We start from the raw sequence: 11,983 nt of genomic DNA, 5'->3' as shown, positions 1-11,983 counted from the left end.
AAGAGTGGTCCTCACCAACGTATTGGCGAGGACCACTCTTTTTAATTACTGGGTTTTGTCCCAGCCTCAATGCGTATTATTGATTTCATAATTAAACAACTTTATTGTCAGTACACATTTTCCCCAGAAGCCTAGTGATAACAATAATCCCAACAAGCCCAATAACAAGGGACGTTATAATTGAAACAAACATCATATATTTAAAACTCCTTCTACTATAATTAGATTGCCCCCGTTGGGTACCCCAAAAAATATGCATGGAAACTTACAATTGGTTTTGATGGTCTAATAATGACAAAGGGGACGGAACGATATAAGCATAAAAAGAATCTAGAAGGAGATGAATGTATTTAAAACGCCGTCTTATTTTGTTAAGGATTATCGGGAAAAGGGGAGGCAAAGGGACCTGCCGCCTCTCATGTTTCCTAAGGCAGCAGCTCTTTCAGCTCATCGGCAGCGTGTTTTGGGATGGAGTAAAGGGTAGAGGTTTCATCGACTTTCATAATGGAGCCCTGCTCTGACTCTTCATCCAGCCATAAATGAAACCCTTCTTCCTTATCCTCTTCTATGTTGATCCGGGCGTCTATATCTCCGGCGCTCATATCAACAGCCCCCTGCTGCTCCGTGGCTGCCCCGATGGCATTGATGAAAGCTTCAATCTCTTCTTTCTCCTCTAAGGTAGTGATTTCTTCTCCTTCGATGCTTCCAAAAGAATCAAACTCCGAGATGACGATAGAAGTCACCGCGGAAGAATTGATACCAAAAGCAGAGAAACAACCGGTCAGAAATGCAAGCAGCAGTCCCGCTGCTCCTAATGACATATATCTCATTATGCGTTCTCCTTTAAACCAATTTCTGTTTTATAACATATCATATTTCAAGTGGTCCCGGTATTATTTCAATTTAATGCTTGAGATTATATGTTTTCGGAAATGATAGCGGGTATAACACGATGATTGTCGACAGTAGGAGTCGTATCTCTCCCCCTCATCATAACCACGATAGAAAAAATTCCTCTGCAATAAATTGAATAGCCCCAGTTGCTGCCATAGTCCTTTAATCAACAGGGCTGTGGCAATTAAATTTTGAAAAAGGTCGTACATTTTTGTAATATCACCTGTCATTTACTACCTTTTCTATTACAATGATGATTCTTAGGATCATTCTTAGATTAATTGATGTAATTCCGGCATTTCTTGATTCGCGCCTGCTCTCCATCGGTAATAAGTGGAGCTTGAAATTTCAAAGAATCGACAGATGTCTATCGTTGTAAATCGATCTTTACAAGCTTCCACAACCTCCAGTTTTGTTTTTAATCCTGAACTTCTCCACGATCTGTTTATTGCTCCATGCTTTAGAAAACTTCCATTGAATCACTTCTTATTTTACTTCTCCTGGATAATATCTTTTTAACCATAAAGAAAAACACTTCCCAAATTGTCGATTACTTTTACAAAAGACATAGAATGTGTTTTTCCAGTTAAACATTATATAAGGTCACTCGAACGGTGCTGCAGGATGTTTCTTTTAGAGCTCTAGGGTTTTTGTAATTGTTACTGTTTGGTCATTATAGAAAGTGATTTTCGTATAAAATACACATCAATGAATAGAAAATAGTCAAAAATCAGTAACTTTTACAATATGTTTAATAGATATTAAAGAAAATTCAACATTAATAAAATACGATGACTATAAGTGGAACTATACAGACAACCACTGGCTCATTGATTGTACGTAAAACGGATGAGTGATTTTTGAGAGCAGCTGGAATAATAATACAACGGGAGGAAAACAAATGGAAACTAAACAACCTTATTTATCTCTTATTATCATACCGGATACTCAATATCTACCAGGAGAGTATCCGGAGTATCTACGCAGTATGAATGAAAAGATAATCAAAAGTGCTGCCCAACTACACATCCCATTTGTTCTTCATGTAGGGGATATTGTAAATTCCGGGGCACAGGAAGAAAAAGAATACGAGATAGCAGCTTCTGAGATGAGAAAGTTAAGTGATGCAGAAATTCCGTATGTTATTTCTCCCGGTAATCACGATTACGACAATTTATTAAAAGAAAACCGCCAGATAACCATGTTCAATCATTATTTCGGCCCGGCACTTTACCGTGATAAAACCTGGTTTGGCGGTGTATATGAACAAGGGCATGCGGAGAATATGTTTGTTACTTTTGAAGCTGCGGGACGCTCTTTTCTTATTCTAATATTGGAGTTTGGGCCAAGAGATGATGTGCTGGCTTGGGCTGATCAAATAATAAAAGAGAATTCGGAACGGAAAGTGATTGTATTAACACACACGTTCATGTACATAAATGGAGAGAGAACCAAAGAAGGAGATACCCATCATCCTAGAGATTATAGTGGAGCCATTGGAGCTAATGATGGCGAAGAAATATGGAATAAATGTATCCGCAAACATAAAAATGTGCTTGCAGTGTTTTCCGGTCACCATGTTCCCCGAAACATTAGCTATCGAATGGATTTTGGCGATCAAGGTAACCCGGTATTTCAATCATTTCAAAATTGGCAAAAAACAAGAAGAGGGGGAGAAGGACGTTATTGTATTTTTAACTTTTTTTCTAATGAACAGGAGATAGAATGTGCCGTTTTTCATCCCGCCAACAATACTTATGAGAAGGCGTCAGGTTATAGAGTACAAATGTCTGATCTGCTTTAACAGTATCATATATAAACGTATAGTAACTTATAAATGACTGTTCAAAAAATAATAAGATTAAAAATTAATAAATATTAACGAACGGTTAACAATCGTTCAACAATCTTTTGTTAATCTAAGAGTATAGTAACTATTCGTTAGATTTAACAGGAGGGATCGAAAAGTGTCACCTGCTTTTAGAAAAAAAATTAGTGCACCAGTTGTATGGTTTATGTTTCTTTTATGGCTTTTTTCATTTCTTTCTTCAACTGAAGCTCAGGTTGAGGCCGAAACTACTCCTAAGGTTCTTATTTCTCAGATTATGTACGATACACCAGGCAGCGACAGAGGGAAAGAGTACATTGTAATAAAAAATTATGATAATAAGCAAGTCGACGTCAGTGGTTACATGATAGGAGATGGTATTAATGAAGGAAAAGGCCAGGGAATGGCTGCTTTTCCAGAAGGCACAGTCATAGAACCTGACCAAGAAATATTTATAGCACATTCAGGACATATTTTTAAAGAGGTATATGGAGCAGTGCCGGACTTTGAATTCCCATGGACAGGGCCTAACAAAATGGAGGATGATCCTGAAACACCAGATATGCTCACGACAGATTGGTCTACAGGAACTGTTTTGTTAGCTAATGGAGGGGATCAAGTTTTATTGATGAATCCTGATAACGAGATTGTTGACTTTGTTCCGTACATAAAAGATATCAATTATCGAGACGTGGCTTACAATGCCGTTAATGCTAGAGCAGATGGAAATGGGGAATCTATTCACCGTGTTGACAAAACTGGTGATCCGAGTATTGATTTTGATGCAGATCAACGTCAGCTTCCCAATGAGAAAACAACAGTACAAAAAAATAATGAGCTGCTCATTACAGAAGCAGTATATACACCACTCTTCGATGAGGAGAATGGAGAATATGTAGAAATTACTAACATTTCTGGTGAAAAGCTTGATATTGGAGGATATTACTTTGGGGACAAAGTAGTTGAAGGAGGAGCTTCAAACGAAGCTATGTTCCAATTCCCTGAAAATACTATTATTGAACCTTATGAAGTAATGATTATCGCAAAAAAATCTACAGAGGTAGAAGATTTATATGGGGTGAAGGCAACGTTTGAATTAGAAGAAACAGATCCTGATGTCCCCAATATGGAAGAAAATTGTGACTGGGGTTGCGGCAAATATTTGATGGGTAACCCGGGGGATGAAATATTTCTTTTAGACAATGAGAAAAACTTAGAAGATGCATTTGTTTATAAAGCAGGTATTTTTCGCGGCATAAAGGCTCATCCGGGAGTCAGGGCACAAGGACATTCTCTTGAACGTATCAGCGAGCGGGATACAACGAATTCAGCGGAAGACTTTGTAGAACAACCTTCTCCGACTCCTGGAACATTATTATTCGGTGAACATGGCAGACCGGATCTGATACCTGATGCAAAATGGAAAGAAAACGTTCTGCAGGTAAATGAACCGGAGACAGCAATTGAAGCTGGGCCGACCCTTATAGACTCTGCAGATAATTCCGATACATTGCCTTCTAATGTTCCGTCCTACTTGTTGAAAATTGGAAAGAATGAAGATGGAGAAATGGAAGTGCTCAATCGAAATATGGGTTTGCGTACGGCTCTTGAGAAGATAAAGGGGGAAATGCTTCCAGTTATAGAAATCAACGAGAATCAATTGATAGAACCCGTACATGAAGTATTAGAAGATGCCGAAAAATCGGATGTCCTCATCGTTTCAGAAAGTTCTGAAACAGTAAAGGAAATGAGAAAGCAAAATGAAGAATATCAAGGAGCTGTAAGGTTTGAAGGAACATCCCTTAATGAAAATGAACTTGAGAAAATAGTTAACGATGTTCGCCGAAGTACAGGATTTGTGGCAATGATTGAGCACCAAGCATTGTCTAAAGAAAAAATTCAACACCTCAGGGATCGTCATGTCACAGTTTGGAGTTACGGCGTCCATACGGAACATGAAGTTCATCAAATGATTCAGCTGGGAGTTGCAGGAATAGAAACAACGAATTCTTCAAAAGCTGCAGACGTGCTCGCGGAGTACGATAACCCGGATAGTTTGAGTCAACAGCCAGTGATGATTGCTCATCGTGGGATGATGACACTAGCGCCTGAGAATACTATGCCAGCTTTTGAAAAAGCCGTAGATAGGGGTGTGGAAGTTATTGAAGCAGACGTCCAAACTTCAAAGGATGGAGTACCTGTTATTATTCATGACTATACGGTCGACGGTACTACTAATGGAACAGGAAAAGTGGAGGATTTAACTTTAAATGAACTGAAAAGTCTAAGAGCCAGTAATGGATGGGATGAATATCCAGACGTCGAAATACCGACATTAAAAGAATTATTAGAATACGCGCAAGACGAGGATGTTGTTATTAACCTTGAATTAAAATCAGAGGGTAATGAAGAAAAAGTATTAGAGCTTGTCGAAAGTTTTGATATGCTTCCTGATGTTTATTTTAGCAGCTTCAACCATAAAGCAGTAAATAAAATCAAGAAGCTTAATCCAGCAGCCGGAACAGCTAACATTTGGCATGAACGAGGGCCGGGTGATCATAATCCGTTTGTCTATGCGGAAAAGATTGCTTCAGAGAGTGTCCAATCAGGAATGTTTGTGCAGTCCAAAGCAGAAACCATGACTCCCGAATTAGTCAGCTATGCCAAACATCGAGGAATCCCGCTTATTCATGGTGGTCTCAATACAAAATGGGATGTTCTAAAGGCAGTCGAAAAGGGGGCAACCGCTATTCTTAATGATTACCCTCATTGGATGGACGACGTTCCACATTCCTTTGTCACGGTTTCAGATAACCATTATTTAAAAGCAGGACAAACAATTTCAATGGATGATATAGACGCTGGTATTGTTACTAAGACAGGAGAGACAAAAAATGTTGAGGGTGGATGGAAGGCAATCGGTCCCAATAAAGGGGTTGTTGAAATAGATAATAATCAAGATGTGAAAGCTCTTCAACAGGGTAAGGTAACTCTCCAGTTATATCACGAGTACCAGCCATTTAATAAGAGGGTAGATGGAGATCCTGCTTTGCTTCGAGACACATGGCGTATGCATTCAACTCCTATTACATTAACTGTCTTGGCAGATGATCCGAGTATTGAGGTGACACGAAGCTTGCTGGAAGAATACGACTCAGCTGAGAAAGTGAAAGGGCCTTTAGTTCCCCAGTTAAACAACAGTTTAAAACAAGCAGAACACCATTCCAATAAAGGCTCAACAGAGAAGGCCGTTTCATTTTTGGAAAAGTTCATCCAACAACTAGAAAAGAAGTCCATGGAAGAACACGTGACAGAAGATGCAAAAGAAATCTTATTACTAAACGTTCAAGCTCTCATAGACTCTTTGTCTGAGAATTAACGGACGAGTCAGAGAACTAAATTTATTAGGAGGTACGTGAAAATGAAAAAATTATTAAAAGGGTTATTACTCGTTTTCCTTACAATTGTAATAAGCGGCTGTGGGGCGGAGAACAATAATGAAGCCAGCAGCAGTGAAGGTTCAGATGAGGGAAACAATGAAGAAACACAGTACATTTCTATCGGAGGCAGCCCAGTGGAATTACCTTATTATCAAGTCGCTTCCGGGATTTCCACCGTGCTTGATGAAAACTTGGACAATGTTTCCGCAACGGCAGAAACAACGGGAGGGGCTATAGAGAACGCCCTTAGAGTGACAGAAGGGGATATGGAGATGTCAATCACTGACTCTCGAACAGCGTTGGAAAGCTTACATGGAGAAGGAGATTTCGAGGGACAGGGAGACAATATTCGTTCGATCATGTCTTTTTATAGAACATATGCGCAAATTATTGCACTGGGAGAAAGCGATATTGAGACTCTTTCTGACTTAAAAGGAAAAAGAGTAGGGATGGGGGCGAACGGCAGTGCCAGTCAGTTTGTCATAAAACAACTATTAGATATGGCTGGTATTAAAGAAGATGACCTTGACCCATTTTATATTCCAACTGGTGAAGCAGTGGAAATGATGCAGAATGGTCAGCTTGATGCAGCGATACAAACTGGTCCGCTGGGAGTAGCGCCCTTTTTGGATTTATCTAGTTCCCGGGATGTAAGTCTCGTTCAAATCGAAGAAGATGTGTTGGATCAGTATTTAGAAAAATTTCCTTATGAGCAGAAAGATACTGTTCCCGGAGGTACGTATGAAGGGATAGAAGAAGATATCGAAACGATCCGCTTCTCTCATTCTATTATAGCTCAAAAAGAATTAGACGAAGACTTGGTGTATGATATGACAAAAACAATATATGAAAATACTGATGAATTAGAAAAGGTTCATTCTATGTTTGAAAATGTAGATAAAGAAACATTTAACGTGGATGAGTTAGCTATACCATTGCACCCAGGCGCCCTGCGGTATTATGAAGAAGAAGGAGTGCCGCTGGAAAAATATCAGGAAGAGATAGAAAGTTTGCAACAATAATTTATTGAGTATAAGACATCTATTTCATCAGGAAGCAAGCTACATTGCTTCCTGATGCTTCAATTACCCAAAAGATGGGAGTGTGTTCATGGAAGACAAGGTATTAGGAGAGCAGCAAACGAGAACTTTTAAAGGACCTGTTTTATGGATAATAACAACCATTGCCCTTGCGATGTCCATATTTCATCTCTATACAGCTGGGTTTGGACTTATGACAAGTCTAGTGCAGCGCGGAACCCATCTTGCCTTCGTTTTATGTCTTGTTTTTTTGCTTTATCCAGCCAGAAAACATACACTGCAGACAAAACTCCCCTATTATGATGTGTGTTTCAGCGTACTCGGTTTCATTGTAGGGGCTTATATCGTTGTAAACTATGAAAGTATTATTTCACGTCCGGGGAATGTGGAGAGCTGGGAGGTGTTTTTGGCTGTAGCTGGTGTTTTACTAATTCTTGAAGCGGTACGACGGACGATGGGTTTTCCCTTGGTTATAATCGGGGTCGTTTTTTTGTTGTATGCTTATATTGGACCATATATGCCGGGGTTATTAGAACATAGGGGTTATGATACGGAGCGTATAGCGTATCATCTGTATTTGACTACAAACGGTATTTTCAGCACTCCTTTCGGGACGAGCGCTACAATTATTGCCATGTTTGTGATATTTAGTGTGTTTTTGGATAAAACCGGAGCGGGAAAAACTTTTATGGATGTCGCTTTTAGCTTGACTGGAAGGTTTCGCGGTGGTCCGGCGAAAGCATCAGTAGTTGGTAGTTCTATAATGGGGACGGTGACTGGAGCTTCCGTCTCTAATGTCGTAACAACTGGTTCTTTTACAATCCCTTTAATGAAAAGAACTGGATACGAATCGCGATTTTCAGGAGCAATTGAAGCTATTGCTTCTACCGGAGGGCAGCTGTTACCGCCTGTTATGGGAGCTGCCGCCTTTATTATGGCTGATTTTACAGGTGTACCTTATTATGAAATTATTACAGCAGCTTTGATTCCGGCAATTCTTTATTATGGCGCTCTGTTTTCAATGGTCCATTTAGAAGCTGTCAAAAAGGGAATGAAAGGTCTTTCTAAAGCTGAATTACCTAGCTTGAAGACTACATTCATTGAAGGTTTTCACCTTATGATTCCTTTAGCTCTTTTGATTTTCTTATTGTTCAATCGTTATTCTCCAACATATTCAGTATATTACTGTATCATTTTACTTACCATACTTAGTGGTGTGAAGAAAAAGTCTCGGTTAAATGTGAAATCACTCATTTCTACCTTGGATAATGGGGCTAAGCTTGTGTTAAACGTGGCTGTCGCTTGTGCAGCAGCGGGTATTATTATAGGCGTTATTACTCTTACCGGCCTGGGTCCTAAAATTAGCGCAGTGCTAATAACATTATCAGGTGGAAGCTTTGTTTTATTATTAATCATTACGATGATCGCTTCTATCATACTCGGTATGGGGCTGCCGACAGCTCCTTGTTATGTATTGCTTGCCTCTTTGGTAGCTCCGGCTTTAGTGGATTCAGGTATGCCCGTATTGGCAGCTCATTTATTTATTTTTTATTATGGAATGCTTTCCACTATAACTCCTCCCGTAGCCCTCAGTGCTTTTGCGGCTTCTGGAATCTCTGGAGATAAACCGAATGCTGTAGGGATCACAGCGGTTAAAATCGGGGTGGCGGCTTATATTATTCCATTTATGTTCGCTTTTTCCCCAGAACTGTTAATGTTGGAAGGATCAATTATTCAAGTGATTGGGGGTGCACTCACAGCACTGATAGGTTGTATTGCTTTGAGTTGTGGTGTGCTGGGCTATTTGCTGCGTTCATGTTCCATATGGGAAAGAGTAATTTTGATGATGGCAAGTCTTGTTTTAATCTACTCTTCTTTGGTGACAGATATTATTGGAATGGGTATGTTGTTAGGTGTTACGCTGGCTCAATGGAAGGTACGACGAGACGACACACCTATTAATGTCTTGAATGTAGAAAAATAAAATGAAAACAATGCAATAAGGAGCTGCATATGAAAGCATCGATTAGGAGAACAGAAATTTTAACGTTAATGGATCGCGAAGGAAACGTGACGGTTGATTATTTAGTTGAAAAATATCAAGTATCAGAAGAAACTATTAGAAGAGATTTGCGGTTGCTGGATGAAGATGGATATATAAAAAGAGTGCATGGCGGAGCAGAGAAATTGAAAACAACAACAAGATACTTACCCAGCGATCAGCGGAGGTCTATCCAGACTAATGAAAAGGAAGCAATCGGGAAAGCATGTTTATCATACTTGGAAGAGGACGACAGTGTCTTTATTGATGGAAAAACAACATGTCAGGTTCTAGCGGATCTTATTCCCGACGATTTACGTTTAACAATAGTGACGAATTCAATTATAGTAGCCCGGCATTTGATGGATAAGAAATATTTAAAGGTTCACATTGTTGGAGGAGAATTGAATCAGGATGATGGATTAATGACAGGTCATAAATTAATTCAGGAATTAAAAGGGTATCGTTTTGACAAAGCTATTTTTTCATGCATTGGAGTGGATGTGACCGGATGCTATTTTGCTAAAATGGACGCTCAGCAGCTTGCTTATACTTTAAAAGAAATCAGTTCAAAATTAATTTTGCTGGCTGATTCCTCAAAAATAAATCAATACGCTTTTTTATTCGGTCTGGACCTGGACAGCTTTTCTCATATCATTACGGATGAAAAGGCTCCCGATAGTTTTGTGGAGAAGGTACAACAAAATTCCTGTCATTTGGTAAGGGCTTCATTAGCATGAAATCAAAGTGTTTGTTTGTAAGTGGAAAAGAATATAGATGAAACTACAGCCCCCTAAACTAAATCTTGAAGCGGGAATACTGTGAAAACCACAAAATTTGTCGGATGCGTTATACTATAAGTGTCCAATTTTTTTATAAATATTTTTAACTTAACAGATTACCAGAACATACATTCCCCTAAACTATTTCATCTATACCTTCAAAATGGTATAATAGAAGACAAACAGTAACAAATATGCAGGATGGGCGGTTGACCCTCCATGTTGCCGATTATCGGCAGCCAGGAAGGGGGTGAAACCAAAATGATAGAAGCAGATAAACGTTAACCCCCCTTGTCATTCAAAGACGAAGGGAGGTGAAACGTATAATGATTACAGCAGATGTAGCTAACGTGATTCTAGGATTTGGATCGCTGCTTCTTACAATGATCATGGTTGTAATCATGATTATTGAACGAAAAAAGTAACCCCATCCGCATGTTTGGCGACGGCGATGGGATTACTTTTCCTAAAAGCCAACCGTTCTTAACGCGGTTGTTACTGTTTTACCAGGGAAGCAAGACTGCTCTGGTTTTTTTATTGTGTGCGTTTGTTATCTTCATCATACTACAGCTTATTCAATAATGTAAAGTTACTTGCAGTAACCACACTTACAAAGTTGAGTTATAAAGAAAAACCGGGTATTCGGATTAGTTGGTTGTTAGGGGAGAGTTTGTCTGGTGAGAGACAATAAAGTTGTTTAAAACAGCATTCGTAAGCCTGCATTCTACCGTTTTTTAAACAACTTTTTTTGCGTTACTAACTGATAGGGGTGCGTAGGACGAACAAAAATGAAACAACTTTATCATTAAAAATTGTTATGAGATTAAATTCATCTGAAACAATGGTTTAGTGCAAAATAGAAGTTGAGAAGATTGCAAGAAAAAGGTTAGAAGCAAATAAAACAAAAAAGGCTTACTGTAAGATTAAAATAAAATCGTACCGTTTGTAAAAAAGATGTACCGTTTAAAATAAAGTTTTCCCCTTTGGATGTAATTTGTCTAAGGGTTTTCTTAGATAATAGTAAGATAAGGTTGTACCGCAATCGGGCCATGATTGTGGAGTAGCTTATTGTGTAAATAACGAAGGTTTGAAATAATTATGGTAGATTGGAATGTCAGAGGTGCAATATGGGATATATCATACATACATTACTTCATTTTTTGGTAGGTGCAAGTATATCATTCATATTAATAAACGAGGATGATAGAACTAAATCAAAACGTTTCGTCATAATGTTTTTTGGTGGAGCGGCTGCTATTTCGCCAGATGTTACGAAATTCTTTGGTGATTTATTGGGACATTCGATTTGGTTTGTCTTCGTTTTTGGTTTGTTGTTTGCTATTCTATTTCGATGGCTCACGAAAGATATTTCTTTCAAGAAATTATGGTCCATATTTTCCTTAACTGTGTTTGTAGGACATATTCTTATCGACTACATAGGGAACGGAGTAGCTTTTCTCTATCCATTTGCAAAAGAAGAGTTTGAGTTCCATATTGTTCATAGCATGGATGCTGTCATTATATTTGTACTGCTTTTTGCATTGTCTGTCGGGATTTTTAATTCGAAAGGAAAGAGGTTCATTTTAACTGGAGTTCTTGTTGTCACATTATATCTAGCGGGATTAGTAGTCTCGAAGATTCAACTTGAACAAGCATTAGAAAATCAATATCAAAGGGAAAATATTAATATATTACTAACTTATCCAGGAGAAAGCCCTTTACAGTGGTCATTCCAGGTAAGAACAGATGAAGTTTGGTATAGCGGGTATTCTCCTGTTTTAAACCAAGAAATTTTTATTGAAACTAAAAGAATAGTAAACTAATGTAGTATTCTGCAAACGGGCGCTTTTCTTTAATAAGGAAGAGCGTCTGTTACATGTCTCCCAGCGGTCTTGAACTTTTTTATACTGCTATTTCATTAGTATTGTTGAATAACTCAGTATATTTTGAACATACTT

9 protein-coding genes are annotated in these 11,983 nt (G+C 38.6%); 7 read left to right on the top strand and 2 right to left on the bottom strand.

Annotated features, from left to right (window positions below; all coding sequences use genetic code 11):
• Positions 1-425: 425 nt before the first annotated feature.
• The gene (locus tag FZF09_RS22465) at positions 426-830 is read right to left on the bottom strand and encodes a YhfM domain-containing protein (protein WP_158738759.1); all 405 of its coding nucleotides are present in this window, start codon (positions 828-830) and stop codon (positions 426-428) included.
• Positions 831-1,166: 336 nt separating this feature from the next.
• The gene (locus FZF09_RS22460; protein ID WP_255450623.1) at positions 1,167-1,304 is read right to left on the bottom strand and encodes a helix-turn-helix domain-containing protein; all 138 of its coding nucleotides are present in this window, start codon (positions 1,302-1,304) and stop codon (positions 1,167-1,169) included.
• A gap of 491 nt (positions 1,305-1,795) precedes the next feature.
• Between FZF09_RS22460 and FZF09_RS22455 the strand changes: the two genes are divergently transcribed.
• The 7 genes from FZF09_RS22455 (at position 1,796) to FZF09_RS22430 (ending at position 11,848) form a co-directional block, all read left to right on the top strand.
• Positions 1,796-2,698 carry a metallophosphoesterase gene (locus FZF09_RS22455; RefSeq protein WP_158738757.1) on the top strand — a complete coding sequence of 301 codons (903 nt, stop codon included), beginning with the start codon at positions 1,796-1,798 and terminating at the stop codon, positions 2,696-2,698.
• A 163-nt stretch (positions 2,699-2,861) separates the two neighbouring features.
• On the top strand, positions 2,862-6,101 hold the full coding sequence (locus FZF09_RS22450) for a glycerophosphodiester phosphodiesterase family protein (protein WP_158738756.1): 3,240 nt from the start codon (positions 2,862-2,864) through the stop codon (positions 6,099-6,101).
• Between the two features lie 42 nt (positions 6,102-6,143).
• Positions 6,144-7,184 carry a TAXI family TRAP transporter solute-binding subunit gene (locus FZF09_RS22445; RefSeq protein WP_158738755.1) on the top strand — a complete coding sequence of 347 codons (1,041 nt, stop codon included), beginning with the start codon at positions 6,144-6,146 and terminating at the stop codon, positions 7,182-7,184.
• Positions 7,185-7,272: 88 nt separating this feature from the next.
• Positions 7,273-9,186, top strand: a complete 1,914-nt coding sequence (locus FZF09_RS22440) for a TRAP transporter permease (RefSeq protein ID WP_158738754.1) — start codon at positions 7,273-7,275, stop codon at positions 9,184-9,186.
• A 29-nt stretch (positions 9,187-9,215) separates the two neighbouring features.
• Positions 9,216-9,983, top strand: coding sequence for a DeoR/GlpR family DNA-binding transcription regulator (locus FZF09_RS22435; RefSeq protein ID WP_158738753.1), 768 nt, complete (start codon positions 9,216-9,218; stop codon positions 9,981-9,983).
• Between the two features lie 368 nt (positions 9,984-10,351).
• On the top strand, positions 10,352-10,450 hold the full coding sequence (locus FZF09_RS23440; RefSeq protein ID WP_370514525.1) for a putative holin-like toxin: 99 nt from the start codon (positions 10,352-10,354) through the stop codon (positions 10,448-10,450).
• Positions 10,451-11,152: 702 nt separating this feature from the next.
• Positions 11,153-11,848 carry a metal-dependent hydrolase gene (locus FZF09_RS22430; RefSeq protein WP_158738752.1) on the top strand — a complete coding sequence of 232 codons (696 nt, stop codon included), beginning with the start codon at positions 11,153-11,155 and terminating at the stop codon, positions 11,846-11,848.
• Positions 11,849-11,983 lie beyond the last annotated feature (135 nt).

It is taken from the genome of Alteribacillus sp. YIM 98480, from assembly GCF_009765375.1.
Classification (GTDB): domain Bacteria; phylum Bacillota; class Bacilli; order Bacillales; family Marinococcaceae; genus Alteribacillus.
This window is presented reverse-complemented; position numbering and strand designations above follow the sequence as displayed.

What these genes read in the sequence shown, in the direction of transcription:
- FZF09_RS22465 (WP_158738759.1), bottom strand. Translation starts at nt 830, where the DNA reads ATGAGATATATGTCATTAGGAGCAGCGGGACTGCTGCTTGCATTTCTG.
- FZF09_RS22455 (WP_158738757.1), top strand. Translation starts at nt 1,796, where the DNA reads ATGGAAACTAAACAACCTTATTTATCTCTTATTATCATACCGGATACT.
- FZF09_RS22445 (WP_158738755.1), top strand. Translation starts at nt 6,144, where the DNA reads ATGAAAAAATTATTAAAAGGGTTATTACTCGTTTTCCTTACAATTGTA.
- FZF09_RS22440 (WP_158738754.1), top strand. Translation starts at nt 7,273, where the DNA reads ATGGAAGACAAGGTATTAGGAGAGCAGCAAACGAGAACTTTTAAAGGA.
- FZF09_RS22435 (WP_158738753.1), top strand. Translation starts at nt 9,216, where the DNA reads ATGAAAGCATCGATTAGGAGAACAGAAATTTTAACGTTAATGGATCGC.
- FZF09_RS23440 (WP_370514525.1), top strand. Translation starts at nt 10,352, where the DNA reads ATGATTACAGCAGATGTAGCTAACGTGATTCTAGGATTTGGATCGCTG.
- FZF09_RS22430 (WP_158738752.1), top strand. Translation starts at nt 11,153, where the DNA reads ATGGGATATATCATACATACATTACTTCATTTTTTGGTAGGTGCAAGT.